Raw genomic sequence first — 23102 nt, 5'->3', positions numbered from 1 at the left:
TTCAACCCATGGCGCAGCACTGGGCAAACGTCAGGTTCAACGCATTTACGAGCAGGCCGTTATGTTCGCTGTTGCGCGCATGGAGGAAGCCGGTTTTGTCGACGAAGCCCGACAGCTTGAAGCTATAAGGTCAGAAACTCACTACCTGCGCCACACCGGCGCCAGCCAAGCCATCGAATCCGGCGCGGATATTCGCCACATCAGCGAAGAACTCGGCCATGCCAGCGCGGCTTTTACCGAGTCGGTTTACGTTAACTCGGATCAGGCCCGCAAGCGGTTTGAAGGCCGCGAGCGGAAAGTATGAGAAACGTTGAGGGTCCGTAACCCTCTACTTTTCTCCAAGGCATGATTGGAGGCCGTCAGCGATCTCGATCAATAAGTCAGGGTACAGGTTGGCGCCGGTAGCCAGGCCTGATCCTAATGGGTCAATAACTCCAGACGTATTAACACCCGTTCCGCCAAAAACCGCTTTAACGATACCTGGGTTGTATTGCGGCTCAGTAAACACACAGCTTACGTTTAAATCCGTCACAACTTTTCTGATTTCTGCAATCCGGGCGGGGCTTGGTTTTGATGCATCCCCGATCGAGATCGCCCCTGCTGCCGGAATCCCAAAGCGTTTTTCAAAGTATTGATAAGCGTCATGAAAAACAATGAATTGTCTATCCTTGAGCTGCGCTATTGTGATTTCAATCCGACTGACTGCGGCATCAATGTCAGCTTTTCCCGTCGCTGAATTTTCAAGATACTGAGCGGCATTTTCAGGATCTTCTTCTGCCAGAGCCGCTGCGATCACATCAAGCCAGACCTTTCCGTTGTTGGGGTCTAACCACGCATGTGGGTCAGTGCCGGTGTGGTCGTGATGATGGCCTTCATCATGCTCATCTTCTTTCTCTTCACGATCATGGAGGTCATCATGAGCGTCGTGTTCACCCTCCTTTTCTCCGTCATGATGGCTATCATCATGAACGTCGAACGTGGCGCCTTCTCTGAAGGCATAGGTCGTTGTGCCCACCGCCTCCAGCAACTCGACTTTCCTTGAATCGGGAGACAGGTTATCCAGAGACCTTTCCAGCCAGGGTGTCAGGCCCTCACCTACCCAGAACACGAGGTCCGCTTCCTGTAATGCTTGAGCTTCCGACGGGCTGAGCGAATAGTTATGCGGCGAAGCGCCAGACTGAACAAGCAGATCCGGCTTGCCTACTCCCGCCATTACTTGCGACACCAGTGAGTGAATGGGTGTGACGTCGGTCGCTACATTGGGAACAGCATTTGCATTAAACGGCAAGGTCGCTATAAACGCAGTAGCCATTAATTTTTGGCGCTTTCTCATTCTTTTTCAGCCTTTTCGTAATGGAAGCTTTATTGCTTGAACGTTATGTTATAACATTGCCATTAACTAGGAAAGAGGTTTTTGTCGTGAAAGCTGAAAAATGCTCCAGACCTGTGCGGATGTGTGAAACCTGTTTTCGATGGGAAAACAAATGAGAGTCCTTGCCACCAAAAACCTGTCCGTCAGTTTTGGCGGAAACAGTGTGCTAAAAGACATCAATATCCATATAGAGCGGGGCGAAATTGTGACGATTGTCGGCCCGAACGGGTCAGGAAAATCGACGCTTCTGCGCGCGATTATAGGCGCCCAGGCACCCACGTCCGGCAAGGTTGAAATTATCAGTAAACAGATTATTGGCTACGTTCCACAGCGCCTCAATATTGATGAAACACTCCCAATGACGGTTTACCGGTTTCTATCGCTTCCCAAGCGCCAGCAAAGGGACAACATGGAGACTGCCCTTCAGCAAGCGGGGTTGTCCGGCCTTGGCAAACAACAGTTAAGCACCCTGTCCGGAGGGCAGTTCCAGCGCGTTTTGCTGGCCCGGGCCCTGATAGAGAAACCCGATCTGCTTTTGTTGGATGAGGCCACCCAAGGGCTGGATCATTCTGGCTCAGCAGACTTTTACCGACAGATTGAGCGGGTGCGGCAGGAACTGGGTTGCGCCATCCTGATGGTCAGCCATGAGCTGCACACTGTGATGCGAACATCGGATCGCGTTATCTGCCTGAACGGCAGTATTTGTTGCGAAGGCGCGCCTGAGGTTGTCAGGGTCGCCCCCGAATATCGATTATTATTTGGCCTCGATGATGCGGAAATGTTCGCGAGTTACCATCACCACGACCACGACCACGACCACCATGACCATGCGACTCCCCGGCACGAGGAAGCTGTTTAATGTTCGATGACTTTATGTTCCGCGCCTCCCTTGCCGGCCTCGGTGTCGCAATCGCCGCGGCGCCGCTTGGCTGCTTTATTGTTTGGCGACGTATGGCTTTTTTCGGCGATGCAACCGCACATGCCGCCATTCTGGGGGTAGCGTTGTCACTTACGTTATCCATGCCAATATTTGCAGGAGTCCTGGTCGTATCGCTGCTAATGGCTCTGGCCATTGCAACTCTGAGTGAGCGCGGTTACGCCATGGATACCCTGCTTGGTGTCTTATCGCACTCTTCGTTGGCTTTTGGTCTGGTGGCAGTGTCCTTTCTGTCGGGTATTCGCATCGACCTTATGGCCTATCTGTTTGGTGATATTCTTTCTGTGGGCACCCTTGACCTTGGTGTGATTTGGGGTGGCGCAGCCCTTGTTCTCACACTGGTTGGTTGGCGCTGGTCGGCTTTACTTACATCAACCGTTAACCCTGAACTCGCTTGCGCAAGTGGCATTTCACCCAAGCGAGAGAACATGATTCTTACCTTATCGTTGGCGGTCGTTGTGGCTGTGGCCATTAAAGTAGTGGGAGTATTGCTGATTGCCGCCATGCTGATCATACCGGCAGCGACGGCTCGACCTTTCAGCAGAACACCAGAAACCATGGTCATTATTGCAGCGATTATCGGGTGCGGTGCCTCACTGGCAGGATTGCAGGTGTCTTACGTTATGGACACCCCGACAGGCCCAACAATCGTCTGTATTGTTGCTGTGCTTTTCGGTGTATCCAGCGTTTTCCGGTACTTCATCCGGCCACAAAAAACTCATGCCTGACCGGCGATTCTGGGCAGCTCGGGGAGACAGTTCGCAACCATGTTATTTCGACATTTCTTTACACTTACCCACAAAATCCTATTGTCATTGGCGATCATTTTCGTTGTCGTCGCTATTTTCGCTTCACCAGAGCATTCCGGCGCCGTATCAATCCAACTGGACAATCCCCGCTCCCTGAATGCTCAGCCGAATGGGCATTTAGCCCTTGCGACTGAACCCGAAGCCCTGCCCTCGCCGCTTGCCGATGAGCCCGGTACACAAAGTTATGTGATCAAAAAGGGGGATACCCTAAGTGACATTTTCGAGTCAAAGGGTATTTCTGCGTCTGTGCTGCACCAGGTTCTTGAAGCTGACGTCGAGTATCTATCCCTTGAAACACTGCAACCCGGAAAACAGGTCACGTTCAAGTACGACAAGCGCTTGGCGCTCAAGGCATTAGTACTGCGCATTGATGCGGCCAGAACCATTACCTTTGCCCGCCAGGACGATGGCACATTCTTCGCCCGTGAACAGAAATCCGAGACGCACTGGCAATCAACTGCTATCGGGGGTGCCATTAATGGCAGTTTTTATGCCTCCGCCGTCAAGTCGGGACTCAGTGAAGCCGAGGTGGCCGAGGTGGCTCACCTACTGAAAAGCAAAATTGATTTTCGGCGGGACCTGAGATCAGGCGATACTTTCGCTGTTATCACGGGCCGCGAGATGACTCACGATACGCCAACGGGCCGCCAACGAATTGAAGCGGTATCCCTGCTTCGCGGGCCTAAAACCTATAACGCGTTTCTCTTCGACGATGGCAACTACTATAACGAGACCGGCGAGAGCGTTTTGCTGGCATTTTTGCGTTGGCCAACCGAAAAACGCTTCAGAATAAGTTCCCCGTTCAGTCCTGATCGTCTCCATCCGATTACCGGCAGACGATCACCCCATAACGGTGTCGATCTCGCAACACCTGTCGGCACACCCATTGTAAGCACCGGCGACGGCGTCGTTTCGCGTGTTGGCAACCATCCCTTTGCCGGGCGGTATATCGATATTAATCACAGTGGGACCTTTGAAACACGTTACCTCCACTTGAGCAAAGTTCTGGTTAAACGGGGTCAAAGAATAAAGCGGGGCCAAAAAATAGCACTAACAGGCAATTCGGGACGCTCAACAGGGCCCCACCTGCATTTCGAGCTTCATGTGGGCGGCCAGCCCGTTAATCCGTTGACCGCGGATATCCCGACTGCCGCCAAAGTGCCTGATATCGAACTTGCCTCCTTTCAGGCACAAGTCGGCAAACAACTGGCGTCCATGCAGTCTCGAATCAGCTCCGATCTTGTTTTGGCAATTAGGTCGCCGCAATCCACTCGAACCACTGAAAAAGATGAGGAGCGTCAAGACATCAACTAACGCCGGCCTTGCAGGCCAGAAGGCCCGCTTCAAAACCTTCAAAAACCGTCTCGTCATTGTCGATGCCTTCGATACAACTCTCCTGGGCCTCGTCCAACTCCACCTCAGTTAACGCCTGATCACTGAAGTTGTAGCCAAAAACACCGTCTGGCGTAATGAATATGGCTTTAACCCTTTGAAGGGTGAGACCGGAAAAGAACTCAAACAGCCGGCCTCTGTCAAACAGAATACTGGCGTGAAAACGCCAGCCAACCGACGTAAAACCGTCAGCCTGTTTTTTGATTTTAATGTAATCACCCTCAGGCAATGGCTTGTGATCTGAACGCTCTGTGGATTCAGGTTGCCCAACGGCGTTTTTTGATAATGCGGGTATTGTTAAGCGCCTCGACGATTCAGTCTCGGGCGTTGCGTGGCCAGAAGGGGCCAGCAGGGCACCGAACGGGATCTCCCCGAAACTCACTCGATATAACGGCTTTTCGTGACTGGCTTTTTCCAGAAGGTAAGCATTCAGGGAAGAAAAATCTTCATCCGTACATTGATCCGATTTATTCGCCACAAGTACATCGGCTACTGCAATTTGCTGGATGAATGTGGCGTTCCGGGCATAACGCGAATCTCGTATGCGCCGAGGATCAACCAGGGTCAGCGTCGCTCTCAAGTCAATAACGGTGGCGTAATGCGGCTGGATCAGCGACTCAATCACTTCCTGAGGATGCCCCAACCCCGTCGGTTCGATGAGCAACCGGTCTGGTTTTGCGACCATCAATAATCTGTTCAACGCCATTTGCATGGGTAAACCTGAAACGCAACACATGCAGCCACCGGGCACCTCGCGGATAAAAACGCCGGTTTGAGCCGTCTGGCCTCCAGCTATTAAACCGCCATCGATACCTATTTCGCCGAACTCATTGACCAATACCGCCCAACGCTCATTGGCGGGTTTATTGGCCAGCAGGTGCAAAATGGCCGTGGTTTTGCCCACGCCCAGGAATCCGGTAATGATATTGGTTGGCACTGCTTTGGTGATTTTCATACTGATACTCTTTGATTTAGCAATTTTCACTCCACGTCTAGGGGACCGGGCTGGCAAATATTAAGCGGCTGTTGGCAGAATACCGGCAAACCCCTGTTCCGTTGCTACCGCAAGATATTTCCCGTCGAGCGCCCAGGCGATATCGGTAACGCCGCCACCCCCGGCCGGCTTGATGACTGCAGCCTGCTCATTGTCATCACCATCGGCCAGTTGGGTAACTAGCACGAGCCCGTCATCGTAACCGGCAGCCACCAATGGATAGTCAGGTGCCGCAGCAACGGCCGTGACCAGTCCGGATTCGGCATAACCCAAGGAGACAGGCGCTTTGCCCAAGGGGCCCTTGCGACCGCTAAACGGCCAACACGGGATAACATCGGCGCCACTGGTTGCCAGATAACGCCCACCAGCAACCCAGGCCCAGGATTTTACCTTGCTGGCATATCCGCTCATGTGAAAGTCCTGTTTGTCCTTAAGGCGCCAACCCCGAATGCAGTTCTCCTGCATTGTCGATAGGATAAATCTTGAATCCGGGCTCCAGGTCACGTCCAGGTGCGAGCCCGCCCACTTCAACGCCAGCACTCCGGAGTGTTGGTCGTCAACGGCGCGTATACTCACGCCACCATAATGAGCCACGGCGACTCGCTTGCCATCCGGGGAAAAACAAAAGCCGCCTACGGTGCTGGGATACTCGAAACTGATCGTGGGTTTGCCGATACGGGTCAGATGTAAACGCTTGCCTTCGGAGCAGGCAATGACGCCGGCCGGATGACTGCTCACATTGTCTAGCCAACGACCGGGGTAGTTGGCCAGTTCCGTCACTTCTCCGGCCACGGATATTGCCAGGAACCGTCCATCGTCACCGCCACTGATAAACCCACCGCCCGGAGCCGCAGCCAGGCTCAGACAGCCTCCTGCATGCGCTTGCACTGTCAGTGGTTCGCCATCCGCATGCGGAATGATGGTGAGCGAGCCGTCGCCCAGTGCGAATGCCAGGGCACCCGATCGCTCAAAACGGCAAGCGACCACATGATCTGATAGTTGCCAGACCCGACCGAGGCGTTCAATAAGAGACGGTGCCTTAGCCATGGACGGTGCCTGCTTTACAGGCGCTGAATCCTGCCGTTAAGGCTGTTTCATCAAGGTCACGGCCGATGAACACAAGGCGACTTTCGCGCTTTTCGTCGGCTCGCCAGGGCTGTGTGGCAGTGCTATCAGCAAGCATATGAACACTCTGGAACACATACCGCTGATCCATGCCGACTAAATCGAGAATGCCTTTACACCGAAGAATGTCCACGCCCTGTGTTCGCAGCACCTCCATTATCCAGGATTCGAATCGGTCCGAATCCAAGGGAACGTTGCTCGTCAGTGAAATACTTTTTATCGTATCGTCGTGCTCGTGGTCGTGATCTTCGGTGAGAAACCCGGGCTCCAGCGCGACGATCCTTTCCAGATCAAAGCTTCCTAGATTGAGAATCTGGTCAAGCGGCACATCGCAGTAGTTGCTAGGAATAATTCGGGCATAGGGGTTCATGCCCAGGATGCGACTCTCAAGTGCTTTACGTTCCTCCTCAGACACCAGGTCGACTTTATTGAGCAGGATGACATCGGCAAACGCTATCTGCTCGGCTGCCTCTGAACTGTCAGCCAGTCGCGCTGGCAGGTTCTTGGCATCAACCACCGTTACCACGGCGTCCAATGACGTTTTCGCCCTCACCTCATCGTCTACGAAGAATGTTTGCGCCACCGGCGCCGGATCGGCAATTCCTGTTGTCTCAAGAATGATGGCGTCAAAGCCTTTCAGGCGCTTCATCAAACCTGAAATAATTCGGATCAGATCGCCCCGGACGGTACAGCAGATGCAGCCGTTGTTCATTTCGAACACTTCTTCGTCCGCCCCAACAACCAGGTCGTTATCGATGCCAATCTCGCCAAATTCATTAACAATCACGGCGTAGCGCTTGCCGTGCTGTTCCGAGAGGATGCGATTAAGCAGTGTTGTTTTGCCAGCACCGAGATAGCCGGTGAGGACTGTAACCGGAACTTTATTCATTAAGCTCTCCTGACAATTTCATAGATTAGCATGTTATAACATTACACTTAAGCGTCGGATGAGAAAAGGGTTTCGGTACTCATAATGCAAAACGGTATAGGAACAGCGTTTGCAGGGGGGTCAGGTGAGCAGGAACAGAATAATGGGTCCGTATGGCTCAGGCACTGAAAGAGCCTGCTCAGGGTTCGCTCCCTATAAAACCTTCTGCTGTTTTTTCAGTCTCAAGGTAGCCGCTTTTATAGCCGTCTGTTTCTCGGGCCGCTTCATTCCTTTCCAGGCTTTGATTTCCGCTCGTGTGCGGCCGCAACCCCGGCAGACGCCGCTGTCCAGTTGACAGATAGAGTTGCAGGGGTTTTCTACTTCCTTCGCCATAGGAGCTCCCTGCCTACGAATTGTTAGGTGTTGCCTACCCTTAATGTCTTGTGCGCCGTATCTGCGCCAGCCGCGCCAACCAGTTACCCTTCTGGGAGTTCGTGCAGGCTTCCTCGCTGTCGAACTGCAGGCAATTGGAAATGAGGCCTGGGTCCAGGCCGGTTTGTTCAAGCGCGGCTAACGTCCGCACACGCGCATGCTGTTTAAAATCATCAACAAGCGCTTGCTCGAGGTTGGCCCGGGTATCAAAAATCCAGGTCACGCGAAGGCCCGCCGGAAACTGATTTGCGCCGTTATCGTGTGTCAGCCAGCAAAAACCGGGTATTTCAGTTTTTGCAGCTTCGCAGGCTTCGGTGAGCGCCACGACAAACTGGCGTTCTATTTGTTTAAGTTCACGTTTATCAGGTTTCATAGTGTTATAGAGTAACATAACGAAAAGATCAGTTTCTCACTAATCACAAAACAAGGAGCCTCAGTGTCCACTAGCGTCGAAATGAGCGGCATTCACCTTGCCTATCCAACGGAATCAGGTGCTGTTGCCGTGCTCAACAACGCATCACTAAAAGTTCCACCCGGCGAGACGTTGGCGATCACTGGCCCATCCGGAAGTGGAAAAACTTCCCTGCTTCTGCTGCTTTCTGGCCTTGAGCGTCCGGACAAGGGCGAGATTCTGATTGGCAGCCAGCGCCTTGGTGGCATGGATTCAGATGCTCTGGCCGACTGGCGCAGCAGGCACCTCGGCATTATTTTTCAGTCGTTTCATTTGTTGCCCGGCCTCAGCGCGCTGGGTAACGTCAGCCTACCGCTTGAAATTGCCGGGCAAGCCCACGCTCGTGAGCAAGCTATTTCCATGCTGGAAGCCGTTGGGCTGAGCCATCGATTGCAGCACTATCCAGCGCAGCTGTCTGGTGGCGAGCAGCAGCGTGTAGCGATTGCCAGGGCCCTCGTACATCAACCGAGTTTGCTGTTGGGCGATGAGCCAACAGGCAATCTGGACCAGGAAACCGGCAAGAAAGTGCTTTCACTGCTGTTCGACCTGCATAAGAAAAGCAAATCTACGCTGGTGCTGGTGACCCACGACGAGCGCGTCGCGGAGCGATGTCAGCACAGGGTTCGGATGGACGGTGGGCACCTCTATGAAATCTAAAACCTCCGCCCGGCCGTTATGGATGCTGAAATTTGCGATCTCGGACCTGCGCTCGCGCATCTCCGCGCTCAAGGTTTTCCTGGCTTGCCTTATACTGGGCGTTACTCTGGTGGCTGCCACGGCCAGTCTCTACCGGGTTATCGAGCAGAGTCTGCTAGCGGATACCCGCATGCTTCTGGGCGGCGACGTCGAGCTGGAAGCCAGTGAGCCTCTGCCGGATGAAGTGCTTGCATGGGTTCGTGCGACTGGCAGCCTTTCGCTGGTTCGCGAGCTCGACACTATGGTCAGTGGAGCAGCGGTCAGTGGTGCTAGTGAAGCGGGTGATGATAGCGGCGCAAGCTTCGTCAGAGCCGAGATACTGATTCCGGATGCCGCCTATCCGCTTTACGGCAAGCTGCAACTAATGCCGGATCAACCACTTGCAGAGCTAACTTCACAGAAGAATGATCTTTGGGGCGCCATCATTGATCCTTTGCTTGCTGAGCGTCTGGGCCAGTCCATTGGCGATCAGATTCAGATTGGCGCAGCAACCTTTCGCATCAGCGGCCTGATTCAGGCGCAGCCGGATCGCAGCCTGAATGCCAACTGGCGGGGCTTGCCAATCATGATTTCCGAAGCGGCGGTAGAAGCAACCGGGCTGATTCGACCCGGCAGCCGCGTTGACTATGAGTACCGGGTGCAGACAGATCGCAACCTGGACGTCTGGCTGGATGAATTCGAGCGGGCGTTTCCCGATACCCGCTGGGATACCACAACCTTTGCCGAGCGCAGCGAACGCCTGTCCGAACGGCTTGACCAGATTGCAACGGCGCTCATTCTGATCGCTTTTACCACGCTGTTCATTGGTGGCCTGGGTGTCGCCAACAGCATACACGCCTATCTGGACGAAAAACTTGGCACCATCGCCACACTGCAAACGCTGGGCTTGCGCCGCAGGCCTTTGGTGGCCATTTATCTTCTTCAGATCGGCCTGCTGGGCAGCTTGGCCGGCATCATCGGCGGCGCCATCGGGTTGGCGCTGTCTGCTGCAGCCATTGGTATGGCCGGCGATGCCTTTGCGCTGCCCGGATCTGGCGACGCTGGTGTAGCTGGTCAGTGGATCGCTCTTTGGCTTGTGCCATTGCTGCTGAGCTGGCTGTTTGCTGTGCTGACGGCTTACGTCTTCGCACTGCCGGCGCTGGCCAGAGCACTTGCTGCGTCGCCGGCCGGGCTGTTCCGAGGCCGGGTTCAGGCGGCCAGTCATGAGCGTCGTAGCTGGCGGATAGCGAGTTATCTTCTGCTAGCGGTCTACATTGCCGCCACTCTGCTCTGGTTGCCTTCTCCACAACTCGGGTTCCTGTTCCTGCTGGCTGTCGTGCTGCTCTGGGGCTTACTGGAAGGTCTGATCAAGGGACTGCAACGCGCTGCCAGAGCTCTGGAAGACAGCGGCTTTGCTGGTCGAAATTTTGCCCGTCGACTGGCGCTGGCTAATTTGCACAGGCCAGATTCACCGTTGCGGGCAACCCTGCTCTCGCTGGGCACCGCGCTGACGCTTGTGGTGGCTTGCACTCTGCTTGTGGGCACCCTCCTTCGAGCGCTGGAATCCACGATACCGGCGGAAGCCCCTGCCCTGATCCTGTATGAGGTTTTTTCTGATCAGGTTGACCCGCTCAAGTCTGGCCTCGAATCCCTTGATCCGGCCAGCCGGATTGAACTATTGCCACTGGTTCGTGGCCGCCTGGCGGCGATCAACAACGAGCCAATCGCGGATGTTCTGGCAGACAATTCGCAAGCCAGACGCGAAGCGATGGGTGATGAGTACAAGCTCAGTTATCTGTCTGGAAACCCGGAAGATCTAGAGCTCGTCAGTGGCAGTTGGTGGTCGTCACCGGCACCAGAGGGTGAGCCCGCCTTCATGGCGATGGAAGACCGGGAAGCCAATCAGCTCGGGCTGACGGTAGGGGACCGGGTGGAGTTTCAGGCTGAGGGCCAGACAATTGCCGCCGAAATCAGAGCCATATACCAGCAAAAAGGCCTTCAAACCCGATTTTGGTTCGAAGGCATTCTACAAGATGGCGCGCTGGACGAATTGATTGGCAGGTATGTAGGCGTGGTCTACCAAACCGACCCGGCTGCAAAAATGTCACAGCAGTGGCTGGCCAGAAACATTCCGAATGTGATTACACTGCGCACAGCCGACTGGCTCGAGACCGCCGGTGACCTGCTGAACAAAGCGGCGGCCGGCCTTGCCACCATTGCCCTGGTAAGCCTGACGGCAAGCCTTCTTGTGCTGTCCAGCGTGGTCAGTGTCAGCCGCAGACGACAGCTCTACGAAGCCAACCTGCTTCACTGCCTTGGCGCCAGGCACCAGGCTATTCGGCAGTCCATGCTGCTGGAAACCGGGTTACTCACCTTGCTCTCTACCGTGTTCGCGACCGCACTCGGAGCGCTGATTGCCCTTCCACTGGCCAGCATGTTGCTAAAACTGCCGGCAGGCGATCTGTGGTGGCTTGGCGCGCTGGTGGCGGGAGCCGTCAGCTCCCTTGCCCTGCTGGCAGGCTTGCTGCCAACGCTGCGGGCCCTGCGACTAAACCCGGCCCTGTTGCTGCGGGAGGGTTGAGTGGATACCCTCAATTAGCAATCAAGCGAATGATAATGGCGGCCACCATAATCAGGGTCAGCCATTTCACCCACTGTGCACCCCGTGGCCCAACATTGACCTTCACCGCAATGATCGCCCCGGCAATGTTACCTGCGGCCAGGGTCAGGCCCATGGCCCAGCGTACTTGCCCACTGCCTGCGAATATCGCCAGTGCCGGGATGGTATACAGAAGAATGATGAAAACTTTGAGCACGTTCACCTGGAGCAGGTCTATTTTCAGCATACGGTGCAGCGCGACAATAAACAGCGCCCCTACCCCCACCTGAATAAACCCACCGTAAAGACCCACCACAAACATGGCGGCGTAGATCACCGGGCCGAGCCGCTCGGGGGTTAACGGACGAGTGTCCAGTTTTGGCGCGGGCAGCAGCAGAAATGTCGAGGTTGCTATCATGGCGGCAACCAGGATGAACTCAAAAACGGCTGCAGAGACGTCTGTCGCAAGCCAGGCTCCGAGCAAGGACCCCAGCACGGCAGGCACAGCCAGGCGCAAACCAATACCCAGCTGGCCGTGTCCGTTACGGAAAAAGCTGCCAACGGCGGTAATGCTCTGCAACGTTATAGCGACTCGATTGGTGCCATTAGCAACCTGAGGCGGTAAGCCCAGAAACATCAGCAAGGGCAAGGTCAGCATTGAGCCACCGGCGGAGAGTACATTAATAAAGCCGGCGACCCCGCCTAGGGCAGCCAGCAAAACCATTTCAGTGAGTGTCATTCGGTGACCGTATCGATGTTGAACCAAGGGTTTGCGAGCCGCCGCGGCAGAAGATTAGTGACTGCTCCAAGCTTGAATGCTTAACGCAAGGCTAACGGAGGTTGCACCAGAAAAGCTAATGGTAGATTTCACAAAACGTCCCTGTGTCATAATTTCGTTCCATTCAAGTGTATTGCGGTCGAGTCGAAGATTAAATCTAGACCTAACTAGCCGTCGCTGCCATGCTGCAAGACGACAAACTAACGTTCAGCCGACAAATCGCTAATAACGCCGCTGGTACAGACCGGTATAGCATGGCGGATTGACAAAAAATCAATGCTGCAGGAAGTTACGAATGACCTTCGCACGTATTACCGGCACCGGCTCGTACCTGCCGGACCAGATTGTTACTAATAAAGATCTAGAAAAAATCGTGGACACCACGGACCAGTGGATCCGCGAACGAACCGGCATTGAACAGCGCCATATTGCGGTAAAAGGTCAAACCACGGTTGACCTGGCCGAACAGGCTGCCTTAAGAGCCATAGAGGCCGCCGGAATAAACGCTGCGGATATTGATCTGATCGTGTTCGCTACTTCTACGCCCAACAAAGTATTCCCAAGCTCCGCCTGTATTTTGCAGGCACGTCTGGGCATTCGAGGCTGTCCCGCTTTTGACATTCAGGCTGTATGCAGCGGTTTTGTGTACGCGCTGGCCACCGCGGATAAATTCATCAAAACGGGAACCAGCAAAAAAGTGCTCGTCATTGGTGCCGAGGTATTTTCTCGTATTATTGACTGGAGCGATCGCGGTACCTGCGTGTTGTTCGGCGATGGCGCCGGTGCGGTTATTCTTGAAGCCAGTGATGAAACTGGGATTTTGTCCACCCATCTTCACGCCGACGGCAGCTATGAAAAACTTCTTCACGTGCCATGTGGCATCGCCGAAAACCCTGAAAAGTTCAAGGCCGGCCTTGGTTATGTGGAAATGAAGGGTAACGAAGTCTTCAGAATGGCGGTAAACACGCTGGGTAGAATTGTTGATGAAACCCTTGCTCACAACAATATGAAAAAATCGGATATTGATTGGCTTGTGCCTCACCAAGCTAATATGCGAATTATCGCCGCGACCGCTAGAAAACTGAACATGCCGATGGATCAGGTTGTGGTAACCGTTCACAAACATGGCAATACCTCAGCAGCGTCTATTCCGCTGGCCCTTGATGAAGCTGTACGTGATGGCCGGATCAAGCGTAACGAGGTTGTTTTACTGGAAGCCTTTGGCGGCGGTTTTACCTGGGGGTCTGCGTTATTACGGTTTTAAGTGGCAGCATTTAAAAATGCTGACTTAAGCTTGTACCCGATGTGCATCAAGAAAAAAAAGGAAGAAATGATGAGAATGTCACCTCGGGATACCCAGCCTGCGAGCCTCAGTCGCAGACGTTCACTAGTTGGCAGCGCTGGCGCCATGGCCTCAGCGAAAATGCCCGTTACATAACCGCCACGGTTGGCGAAACTCTGGCTAAAGGTTTGGACCCGAAAATCTTGATATTCGAGAGGTCTGTGCCCGTCCGGGCTCTGGATCAGGATCTAAGCGGCAACGCCCGAACCTGGAGCCCGCACTTATCGCCGGCTCCGGGGTTTTCTGTTGCCATTTAATCGGATGTACCTCTTCCTCCTCTCGCGTTTATTCCAAAAGTTTATATTTAAGTTATCCTTTATTCTTTCCAGTTTTAACCGCGCTTTGGTAACTTACCCCTCAACACATCATCTGTTTTAGGGGAATGTCATGCAACGTAAACTCAAAGGCCTGGTGACCGGCCTCGCGCTCAGCGCCTCACTTTTTGCCCCCGCGGCGGTATCGGCCGATCGTGAATTGCTGAACTCATCCTATGATGTCGCCCGCGAACTGTTCGCCGCTTACAACGTGCATTTCAATGAGTATTGGAAAGAAAAGACCGGCGACAGCGTTGAAGTCAGCCAGTCGCACGCAGGTTCTTCCAAGCAAGCACAATCGATTATCCAAGGCCTGAAAGCCGACGTAGTGACCTTTAACCAAGTCACGGATATCGACATTTTGCACACCCGCGGCAATTTGATTCCTGAAAACTGGGCCGAGCGGTTACCAAACAACAGCTCCCCATACTACTCAACCATGGCATTTCTGGTGCGCAAGGGTAATCCAAAAAATATTCAAAATTGGGACGACCTCATAAAAGAAGACGTTGCTCTGGTTATGCCCAACCCGAAAACTTCCGGCAATGGCCGTTATACCTACCTGGCTGCGCTGGGCTACGCCCAAGACAGCTTTGGCGGCGACCAGCAGAAAATCGACGCTTTCCTTCGGGATTTTCTAGGTCAAGTGAAAGTATTCGACAGCGGTGGTCGCGGCGCCACTACAACCTTTATTGAACGCGAAATTGGCGACGTTTTGCTGACGTTTGAGTCGGAAGTGCTGAACCTGGTTGACCGTTACGACAACGGCGAATACGAAGTGGTCACGCCCAAGGTCAGCTTTCTGGCCGAATTCCCGGTTACCTGGATAGACGAGTACGTTAAACAGAACGGCACCGAAGACCTCGCCAAAGCCTATCTTGAGCACCTTTACAGTGAAGACGCCCAGCGCCTGCTGGCCGGATTTCACTACCGCGTGCACAACGACACCGTGAAAAAAGAAACGTCTGACCGCTTCCCGGACGTGAAATTAATGTCCATAGACGCCATTGCCGGCAACTGGGAAAACGCCACCGAAGAGCACTTTGCCAGTGGCGGCAAACTTGACCAATTGCAGCGTCGTAAGTAATCAATGTCTACTGCTAATCAAGCCAGCGCAGCGAAATCACAGCGCTGGCCGCTGACTAAGGGCCGCAGTAAGCGGGTATTGCCGGGGTTCGGTCTGAGCCTCGGCATTTCGCTGTTCTTTATCAGCTTGGTTCTGCTATTGCCACTGACAGGGCTGGTTATTGAAGTGTCGGCCATGAGCCTTAGTGAATTCTGGTTTGTAATCACTGATCCACGGGTTGTGGCTTCCTACAAGGTAACCGCGCTGGCCGCATTAGCTGCGTCACTGTTTAACGGCGCCTTTGGCTTACTGTTGGCCTGGGTTTTGGTGCGCTATGAATTTCCCGGAAAACGCTTGATTGATGCGGTGGTAGATCTACCCTTTGCGTTGCCCACCGCTGTTGCCGGCATTACTTTGGCTACGCTGTTCGCTGCAAACGGTTGGTACGGGCAATTTTTGACCAAACTGGGTATAGAAGTCGCCTTCACACCCGTGGGCATTGTGGTGGCCATGGTGTTTACCAGCCTGCCGTTTGTGGTGCGCACTGTGCAGCCGGTTCTGGAAGAGCTGGCACCAGAAGATGAAGAAGCCGCCGTAAGCCTGGGCGCCAGCGACGCCCATGTATTTCGCCGGGTCATTTTTCCGGCGCTATGGCCGGCATTGGTCACCGGTGTAGCTTTGTCGTTTACCCGCAGCCTCGGCGAATTTGGCGCAGTTATCTTCATTGCCGGCAACATGCCTTACATCAGCGAAGTCACCAGTCTGATGATCTTTATCCGTCTGCAGGAATACGACTACGCCGCGGCCAGCGCGATTGCCTCGGTTATTCTGCTGGCATCACTGGTGCTGCTGTTTGCCATTACGGTATGGCAAGCGCGCTATCTCAAACGCCTGGAAGGACGCTAGAGCCATGGCAAGCAACCGAGCCCGCTCCACACGTTCTTTACAACACCGTCGCGTTGGCGACAGCCCGGCCATAAAGTGGCTGCTGATTGGCATCGCCATCGCTGTCACCACTGGCCTTTTAATTATGCCACTAGTGGTTATTTTTACCGAAGCCCTGAGCTCCGGATGGAGCACATTCGCTGATAACCTGCTAGACCAGTACACCCTACACGCGATCGGACTGACTTTGTTTGTGGCCGCTTTGACCGTGCCGCTAAACCTGGTGTTTGGTGTCGCGCTGGCCTGGCTGGTCACCCGGTTTCGTTTTCCCGGCCGTAAACTGCTAATCACCCTGATTGATATCCCGTTTGCGGTGTCGCCAGTTGTGGCTGGTTTGCTGTACCTGCTGCTGTATGGCCGTAACGGCTGGATTGGCAACTGGCTGGCGGACTATGACATTCAACTGATGTTCTCCTGGCCCGGCATTGTGATGGTAACGGTGTTTGTGACCTGCCCGTTTGTGGCCCGAGAGCTGATTCCGCTTATGCAACAGCAAGGCAGCGAGGAAGAAGAGGCCGGCGTGGTACTTGGCGCATCGGGTTGGAGAATATTTCGTACCATCACACTGCCTAACATCAAATGGGCGCTTATCTACGGCGTTGTGCTGACTAACGCACGTGCAGTAGGCGAATTCGGCGCGGTGTCAGTGGTGGCGGGTAATATTCGCGGACAAACCAACACCCTGCCCCTGCACGTGGAATTGTTGTACCAGGATTACAACGTTGTCGGCGCGTTCACCAGCGCTTCACTATTGGCCGGCATTGCCGTGTTTACGTTGGCCGCTAAAGGTTTTGTGGAATGGCGGCAGGCTCGTACCGTGATCCGCCTGCAAGCACAGGAGACTGTTTAATGAGTATTACCGTTGATGGCATCAAAAAGCGCTTTGGCAAGTTTCAGGCGCTGAATAACGTCTCTCTGGATATTCCCGAGGGCAAACTCACCGCTTTGCTGGGCCCCTCCGGCTCGGGCAAAACGACTTTGCTGCGCATTATTGCCGGGCTGGAGTCTGCAGACAGCGGGCAAATCTCGTTTTCAGGCCGGGATGTTACCGGGCTTCACGTACGCGATCGCAACATCGGTTTTGTGTTTCAGCACTATGCTCTGTTCCGCCACATGACTGTGGCACAGAACATTGCTTTCGGTCTGGATTCTCTGCCGCGCAAACAGCGCCCGGCAAAAGCGGGCATTCAGAAGCGCGTTAGTGAGCTGCTGGAAATGATTCAGTTACCCCACCTGGCCCAACGCTACCCGGCGCAATTGTCCGGTGGTCAGAAACAGCGGGTGGCATTGGCCCGCTCGATTGCGACCCAACCGAAAATTCTGCTCTTGGATGAACCCTTTGGAGCGCTGGACGCCAAAGTACGTAAAGACTTGCGCCGTTGGCTGCGCAATCTGCACGATGAATTCCACTTCACCAGCATTTTCGTGACCCACGACCAAGAAGAAGCGTTGGAACTGTCTGATCAGGTGGTGGTTATGAGCCAGGGCCGTGTGGAGCAGGTGAATGAACCCATAGAGCTTTACGCTCGGCCAGAGAGCCGCTTTGTGTTCGATTTTTTGGGCCAGGTAAATGTAATTTCTGGCCAAGTAAAGCAAGGCAGCCTGAACCAAGGTAATGCTTGGGTAACCGTACCCGGGGTGCAGCACAAGGGAGACGCCCAGCTCTACCTGCGGCCACATGAAGTCCGGCTTGCAACAGCACCGGTGGCGCATGCCAATTTGCCGCTGCGCATTGAAGCGGTCAGCCTGATTGGCTCGGAAGTGCGGGTTGAGTTACGCCCCGAGGGCTGGCAAAGCGAAGGCTCGAATAACATCTGGGAAGTGGGTATCAGCCATGCTGAATTCAACAGTCAGCGCCCTACTCGCGGCGATCTGCGTTATGCAGTGCCGGAGGTCGGGCATCTGTTTACCGGCAACGACGCTCAGCCCGCAACGGTCAACTGGGCCGAAGCAGAACTGGCACCCCGGGTTCGCTTGATCAGCTGAAGGCTGGTCATACTCAGCCACTGGTTTTTAACCAGTGTGGCGAGCGCCGGGGTGCACTCCAAAGCCAAATCAATCCGCTCTTGGGGCGCATCAATCAGAACCGTCAAACGCATGGGCTCGTGCCGCCAGTTCTTGCCGTCGTGCACCGACTGCCACGGCAAGCCAATCCGCAGATCGCTGCCATCACCTTCAATCACGCCTACATTGCCGCCGATCACCGAATGCAGAAGCTTATTGCCTGCACCGTAGGTTTCCGGTGCAGTCACCGAGGCGAAATACTGCAAATTAATCCAGCTGGCAACCACCACCGGGCCACCAAATATAGTGGTCAGTACATTGCCATCCTCGTCTGCCTCGGGGTCATAATCGTGCATGAATACCCGGCCACCCAGGTCGCATCCGCGCGACAATGTACGATTGCCAATCAGCATCGCGGCGTTATTGGCCAAACCCCACTCAGGGCGCACCTCTGCCCAGTTCCGGGTACGTCTTTGCAGTTCGGCCAGCAGCGCATTATCCCCTAAACCGTTTAGCTGAAGTGGTGTCGCCCGCTCCCTCCGCATGCTGGTGCCGGCAATGCTCAGGGCATTTTCAAAACGCGACATGACACCCCTATGACTGCTTGGTAAGGCGTTGCGGCGAATAATCTGAACTTGGTCGGTCACCGTGCAGTGCTGGCCGGCAACCACCCAGGTTTCCTGCGGAATAACGATACCTTCTTTTTCCAGACCTGCACGTACCACCGGCTCATTTAGCATGTCAGCCACAATCTGCGCATTCAGGCCGCCGTTGCGCCCCCCGCAGGCGCCACACGCCAAACCCGCATGGTGGGCGTTATTGTCGGTGTGGGCGCCGTGGCCCACCAGAACCAGCAACGGGGCAAAATGTTCCGTCAGCGACAGCGACCGCAAAAAATCTGTGCCCAGGCGGATTTTGTTCGCGTCAGACAACGGATCTCCGGTTCCGGCATGATGCATGCGCAGCTGTCCAGGCTCGTGACCTTCACCTTTACTGCCATTTCCTTTATTAAGACTGTCACGAACCAGCTTCCAGGCCCAGGCCAAACCGGTGGTTTCCACCAGGGTAAATGTTGACAGGCTGCCATACTTGGCGCCGCGAACGGCCTGGCGGACCAGTTCCTGCTGATTGGTTCTGCTTCGCTGTGCATTATCACCCTGGCTGGTACCCGTGGTGTCAGCGGCTATAATCGCCGGTTCCAACAGGCCCGGAAGCTGGCGCATGCCGGGCTTGTCGCTAAGCGTCTGATGAGCCAGAGCCAAGCCGAAAAAGCCGGCCATGCCCTTGGTTTGGATCCCGCCGTCCGCCTGTTCGAGGTTGCGCCGGATAACTTCCGAACGCACATCAATACAAAATACCGCTTGAACGTCCGGCTTTACCGCGGCAACCGGGCTTGCATCAAGATTCAGGCTTGATAGCAGCTGCCGCTGCCACGCCCGCTCAAACGCCTGCTGCCACAACCACAGTTGGCCGTCAGTGTTTGCGCCGTTATCGAGCCCGTTCTCATTAAACCCACTCTTGGCTGCCAGACCCCACTGGACTCGCCAGGCTTTTTGCGTAGCGTTATCGGCAAGCGCCAACCCTGCCCATTCCCATGCCAGCAACACAGCCAGCAGCTCACGACAGATATTACTGGTGCCCCCTTGATTTTCAGCTCGCCAGTCTATTCCGCGGCACCAGGACGCCCAGCCAATCAGATCCAGCAACAATCCGTGGCAAAGCGCTTCCAACGCCGCGGGCGGCAGAGCCAGATCGCTGGTCAGTTGTGCCAGGGCCTGTTCGGTCTCTTGCGGCAACCCGGCAAGCAAGCGTTGTAAGCCTTTAACGCCAATCTGCTTGTCTACCAGGTGGCTGGCATTCACATGCTGATGCCAGGCCGTGTAAAGGCCGTGTTCCTTGTCTGCAGCCCAGCGTGCCTGGCGCTGATCAAAATAACGGGCACAAAACCGACCGGCCTGGCGCACAACGGCGGCTTGAGAGTTGCCATCGCCAGCCGGCGCAAGGCCCTCATGGCTAAGAAAAATAGAGCAGGCCACCCGCGGCTGAACAGAATCACCCAAGCGCAAGCGCTTAATCATTTCTTCAAGCGATGGCGCAGGTTCAGGGCCAACCGCCTGCAACACATCCTGCACGTCTTCTGGACGAATACGTCCGCCTTCCCAGGCTGACAAGTAGAAAGACGCAGGCATTAACATGCTGATACCACCACGGCGCTGCAACTGATCGGCCGCCGCTGCCACCGATTGTTCCCGCATCCCCCACCAGGGATTAACGGCAATAAACTGGTCCAGAGGCCATATCGGCGCTATGGCCTCGCAAGCCGCGGTTACAGCCGCCTGTAATTCGTTTGGTACAACCTGGCTAGGGTTCATGACCGCTCTCCTGAACTCAACGGGATAACTTTGTTTAGGTTGGTCGGTTTGGCGCCGCTAAGGCTCAAGCTGTTGGTTTTTCTTGCCAATGCAGCACTGATGCGGTTCAACGGCAGGTCTAGCCCTAAGCCTTCGCAGCAGTAATGATGGAGCGCCTGGCTGATGCGGCTCAGCGGTTTAAGCAAGATCATCAGCGAGCCGGCCGCCAGAGCCGCGACGATGGCCAAGCCCGCCACTTGTGCTGCAAGTGGAAGCACCAAGTTACTGGTTGAACCCAGAGCCGGCGACAGCAGCGCATGCAGTAAGCTATAAAGTGGCAACAACATCAGGGTACAAAGCAGCAGGCTGGCTCGAACCGGAGCCTTGACCCAAGCTGGAATGCCCAGTGCGGCAGCGGTGCACGCCAACACCAGCAGCGTACCCAGAACCAGCTTCCCTTCCACTAGTGCCGGCACCGCCGACAATATAACCGCGGCGACCACGGCGGCAAGCACGCCGTTTATCACCTGAACCCGCTCCACTCCGGCGTACCCTGCCAGCGAATGACTGGCCACAACCGTGCGGCTACTGCCCAGGAACGAATGCGCCTTGTACAGCGAGTGCGCCAGAAGATGCAGGAAGGCCAAGGTGTAAGCGCCTAAACCAATTTCGAACAACATAAACCCCATCTGTGCTGACGTAGACCACGCCAGTGAGTGCTTTACTGATGACTGCGTCATCATAACCAGCGCAGCAACGACTGCGGTCACACCGCCGACAACAAGAAGAATGCCGTGGCCCGGGGTAAAACCGTCAAACACCGGGTACAAACGCAGCCATAGAAAACCACCCAGGTTGATAATGCCCGCGTGCAGCAGTGCCGAAACCGGCGTCGGCGCTTCCATAACCCGCAACAACCAGCCATGAACTGGCAGCTGAGCACATTTCAGCAGCGCCGCTATAGCCAGCAGTACAGACGCGGATTGCAACGCCAACGAATGGCCAGCCCCGCCGCCGGCCATCATTTCTGGAAGATAGAAGGTTCCGTAGTGATGGTGCAGCAGCAAAACGGCGCTGAGTACACACACATCACCTACCCTGCTGATTATGAACTTCTGCAAAGCGGCCGCGTTCGCCGCGGCGCGTTGGGGATAAAGGGTAAGCAAGTGGTGAAATGAAAGGCTCACGCCCACCCAGGCACCCACAAGGACCAGCAGGTGGTTGGTCAACACCAGAACCAGAACGCTGGCCAGGGTAATAAGGAACCAGGGGAAAAAGCGCGCACGGCCCGAGTCGCCGCGCAGATAGTCGTCCGCGTAACGAATGATGACCCAACCAATAAAACCAACCAGCATCGACATCCACAGTGCCAGGCCGCTGGGGAACAGGCCAAACTGGGCACCAATTTCCGGCAAACCGGTCGCGAAGCCCGGGCCATCGGCCAACAACATCAGGCCAATAAACCCCGTGATGGCCATCAAGGCAACGAATAGGCTCTTGGCGGCTGTCCAGCAATGGGCAAGCTTGCGTGGGTTACTGGTCCAGTTGGCATAAGCCGCAAGCAACAGCAGCGACAACGGGACTAGCAGCCAGCCCAACAGGGCAAGTTCTGCAACGACGGTGGCGATGGGGTTCATTCAGCAACTCCTTGAACAGAAAATTAGGCAACCTCGCTACTATGCCCACCGTGCATACATTTAAAAAATAGTTTATAAAGAACGTAACATTCACTTTTAAAGAACGAATACATGAAACTAAATTACCATCATCTTTTCTACTTCTGGGAAGTAGCCCGCACCGGACATCTGACTCGCGCTGCGGAAGCTTTGCACATATCCCAATCGGCACTGTCAGGGCAAATACGAAAGCTGGAGGATAGTTTTGGTGAAGCGCTGTTTATTCGCGAAGGGCGACGCCTGAAGCTGTCAGAAGCCGGCCGCGTGGCATTCAGCTATGCCGAGGAAATATTTCGCCAAGGCGCGGAGCTGTCCGCTTTGTTTGAAAGCGGACACCAACCGGCGCGAGAAACATTAAAGGTAGGTGCTGTGGCGACGCTCTCGCGAAACTTTCAGGAGGGATTTCTGGCACCGCTGCTAGAGCAGGATGATCTGGAGCTTAGTCTGCAAAGCGGCGGGCTTGACGATTTACTGCGGCGCCTGTCGGCACATCGGCTAGACTTGGTACTGTCAAACCAATCGGTTCAGGGCGACCAACAGAACCCATTTCGCTCTCGCCGCATTGCACGTCAGCCGGTTAGCATTATCGGGCCTCCCGACGCCGCCACCAACGTAGTATTCCCAGACTTTCTCCAGGGTTTGCGGCTCATTGTCCCCGGGGCCGAAAACAATATACGCCACGCTTTTGATCAATTCTGCGACTACCACAAAGTGCGGCCAAGGCTGATAGCAGAGGTGGACGACATGGCGATGATGCGACTGCTGGCAAGGGACACCCGCTACTTTTCGGTACTACCCCCGGTGGTCGTCCGTGACGAACTGAAAGCTGGAAGCCTTGTGGATTACGGTGCCCTACCCGGTGTTTTCGAAGAATTTTACGCCATCAGCATCCGCCGCCGATTCGAGCCTGCCATTCTGACCCGGCTGCTGGCCCAGCCGGCAGGCGATTTTCTAAATCAGATTTAAGGAGTG

Annotated in this window: 21 protein-coding genes; 12 read left to right on the top strand and 9 right to left on the bottom strand. The window is 54.9% G+C overall.

Features of this window, described 5'->3' with window-relative positions:
• The coding region (locus tag MELB17_RS10340) for a tyrosine-type recombinase/integrase (protein WP_007350180.1) at window positions 1–304 on the top strand (304 nt) is incomplete at its 5' end.
• 24 nt (window positions 305–328) lie between these two features.
• Here MELB17_RS10340 and MELB17_RS10335 read toward each other — a convergent pair.
• Window positions 329–1333 carry a zinc ABC transporter substrate-binding protein gene (locus MELB17_RS10335; RefSeq protein ID WP_007350179.1) on the bottom strand — a complete coding sequence of 335 codons (1005 nt, stop codon included), beginning with the start codon at window positions 1331–1333 and terminating at the stop codon, window positions 329–331.
• 151 nt (window positions 1334–1484) lie between these two features.
• Between MELB17_RS10335 and MELB17_RS10330 the strand changes: the two genes are divergently transcribed.
• From MELB17_RS10330 to MELB17_RS10320, 3 genes are read left to right on the top strand one after another with little or no spacing between them, the layout of a single operon-like run.
• Window positions 1485–2231, top strand: a complete 747-nt coding sequence (locus MELB17_RS10330; RefSeq protein ID WP_036184348.1) for a metal ABC transporter ATP-binding protein — start codon at window positions 1485–1487, stop codon at window positions 2229–2231.
• Window positions 2231–3037: a metal ABC transporter permease gene (locus tag MELB17_RS10325; RefSeq protein WP_007350177.1), complete on the top strand. Its 807-nt coding sequence runs from the start codon at window positions 2231–2233 to the stop codon at window positions 3035–3037. The genes MELB17_RS10330 and MELB17_RS10325 overlap by 1 nt, the downstream gene beginning before the upstream one ends.
• Before the next feature lie 39 nt (window positions 3038–3076).
• On the top strand, window positions 3077–4432 hold the full coding sequence (locus tag MELB17_RS10320; RefSeq protein ID WP_007350176.1) for a peptidoglycan DD-metalloendopeptidase family protein: 1356 nt from the start codon (window positions 3077–3079) through the stop codon (window positions 4430–4432).
• Here MELB17_RS10320 and MELB17_RS10315 read toward each other — a convergent pair.
• From MELB17_RS10315 to MELB17_RS10295, 5 genes are all read right to left on the bottom strand, one after another.
• Entirely contained in the window at window positions 4425–5465 is a 1041-nt protein-coding gene (locus MELB17_RS10315) for a CobW family GTP-binding protein (protein ID WP_007350175.1), read from the bottom strand. The two genes, MELB17_RS10320 and MELB17_RS10315, sit on opposite strands and share 8 nt — an antisense overlap.
• A gap of 60 nt (window positions 5466–5525) precedes the next feature.
• A complete protein-coding gene (locus MELB17_RS10310; protein ID WP_007350174.1) occupies window positions 5526–6551 on the bottom strand; it encodes a WD40 repeat domain-containing protein in 1026 nt (341 codons plus the stop codon).
• Window positions 6544–7518: a CobW family GTP-binding protein gene (locus tag MELB17_RS10305; protein WP_007350173.1), complete on the bottom strand. Its 975-nt coding sequence runs from the start codon at window positions 7516–7518 to the stop codon at window positions 6544–6546. Before MELB17_RS10305 ends, MELB17_RS10310 begins: the two co-directional genes overlap by 8 nt.
• 192 nt (window positions 7519–7710) lie before the next feature.
• On the bottom strand, window positions 7711–7890 hold the full coding sequence (locus MELB17_RS10300) for a DUF1289 domain-containing protein (protein WP_007350172.1): 180 nt from the start codon (window positions 7888–7890) through the stop codon (window positions 7711–7713).
• A gap of 40 nt (window positions 7891–7930) precedes the next feature.
• Window positions 7931–8320, bottom strand: coding sequence for a hypothetical protein (locus tag MELB17_RS10295; RefSeq protein ID WP_227498869.1), 390 nt, complete (start codon window positions 8318–8320; stop codon window positions 7931–7933).
• A 63-nt stretch (window positions 8321–8383) separates the two neighbouring features.
• On the opposite strand from MELB17_RS10295, the gene MELB17_RS10290 reads away from it, so the two are divergent.
• Both MELB17_RS10290 and MELB17_RS10285 read left to right on the top strand, forming a co-directional pair.
• Window positions 8384–9037: an ABC transporter ATP-binding protein gene (locus tag MELB17_RS10290; protein ID WP_007350170.1), complete on the top strand. Its 654-nt coding sequence runs from the start codon at window positions 8384–8386 to the stop codon at window positions 9035–9037.
• Window positions 9027–11636: an ABC transporter permease gene (locus MELB17_RS10285; RefSeq protein ID WP_007350169.1), complete on the top strand. Its 2610-nt coding sequence runs from the start codon at window positions 9027–9029 to the stop codon at window positions 11634–11636. The genes MELB17_RS10290 and MELB17_RS10285 overlap by 11 nt, the downstream gene beginning before the upstream one ends.
• Before the next feature lie 10 nt (window positions 11637–11646).
• Here MELB17_RS10285 and MELB17_RS10280 read toward each other — a convergent pair whose 3' ends face one another.
• On the bottom strand, window positions 11647–12393 hold the full coding sequence (locus MELB17_RS10280; protein ID WP_007350168.1) for a sulfite exporter TauE/SafE family protein: 747 nt from the start codon (window positions 12391–12393) through the stop codon (window positions 11647–11649).
• A gap of 334 nt (window positions 12394–12727) precedes the next feature.
• On the opposite strand from MELB17_RS10280, the gene MELB17_RS10275 reads away from it, so the two are divergent.
• The 5 genes from MELB17_RS10275 (at window position 12728) to MELB17_RS26150 (ending at window position 18085) form a co-directional block, all read left to right on the top strand.
• Window positions 12728–13696 (top strand): beta-ketoacyl-ACP synthase III, encoded by a 969-nt coding sequence (locus tag MELB17_RS10275; RefSeq protein WP_007350167.1) that lies wholly within the window; start codon window positions 12728–12730, stop codon window positions 13694–13696.
• 465 nt (window positions 13697–14161) lie between these two features.
• Window positions 14162–15175 carry a thiosulfate ABC transporter substrate-binding protein CysP gene (gene cysP / locus MELB17_RS10270; RefSeq protein WP_007350166.1) on the top strand — a complete coding sequence of 338 codons (1014 nt, stop codon included), beginning with the start codon at window positions 14162–14164 and terminating at the stop codon, window positions 15173–15175.
• 3 nt (window positions 15176–15178) lie between these two features.
• Entirely contained in the window at window positions 15179–16060 is an 882-nt protein-coding gene (gene cysT, locus MELB17_RS10265; protein ID WP_007350165.1) for a sulfate/thiosulfate ABC transporter permease CysT, read from the top strand.
• A gap of 4 nt (window positions 16061–16064) precedes the next feature.
• On the top strand, window positions 16065–16949 hold the full coding sequence (gene cysW / locus MELB17_RS10260) for a sulfate ABC transporter permease subunit CysW (RefSeq protein WP_007350164.1): 885 nt from the start codon (window positions 16065–16067) through the stop codon (window positions 16947–16949).
• Entirely contained in the window at window positions 16949–18085 is a 1137-nt protein-coding gene (locus MELB17_RS26150) for a sulfate/molybdate ABC transporter ATP-binding protein (protein WP_007350163.1), read from the top strand. The genes cysW and MELB17_RS26150 overlap by 1 nt, the downstream gene beginning before the upstream one ends.
• Here the strand turns inward: MELB17_RS26150 and MELB17_RS10250 are convergent.
• Window positions 18022–20475 carry a DUF2309 domain-containing protein gene (locus MELB17_RS10250; RefSeq protein WP_007350162.1) on the bottom strand — a complete coding sequence of 818 codons (2454 nt, stop codon included), beginning with the start codon at window positions 20473–20475 and terminating at the stop codon, window positions 18022–18024. The two genes, MELB17_RS26150 and MELB17_RS10250, sit on opposite strands and share 64 nt — an antisense overlap.
• Window positions 20472–22091 carry an NADH-quinone oxidoreductase subunit L gene (locus MELB17_RS10245; protein WP_007350161.1) on the bottom strand — a complete coding sequence of 540 codons (1620 nt, stop codon included), beginning with the start codon at window positions 22089–22091 and terminating at the stop codon, window positions 20472–20474. Before MELB17_RS10245 ends, MELB17_RS10250 begins: the two co-directional genes overlap by 4 nt.
• A gap of 111 nt (window positions 22092–22202) precedes the next feature.
• Between MELB17_RS10245 and MELB17_RS10240 the strand changes: the two genes are divergently transcribed.
• Window positions 22203–23096, top strand: a complete 894-nt coding sequence (locus MELB17_RS10240; RefSeq protein ID WP_007350160.1) for a LysR family transcriptional regulator — start codon at window positions 22203–22205, stop codon at window positions 23094–23096.
• The last annotated feature ends 6 nt before the right edge of the window (window positions 23097–23102 follow it).

Source organism: Marinobacter sp. ELB17, assembly GCF_000169375.1.
Taxonomy (GTDB): Bacteria; Pseudomonadota; Gammaproteobacteria; order Pseudomonadales; family Oleiphilaceae; genus Marinobacter.
The sequence above is the reverse complement of the archived record's forward strand: the minus strand, read 5'-3'. Positions and strand labels throughout refer to the sequence as shown.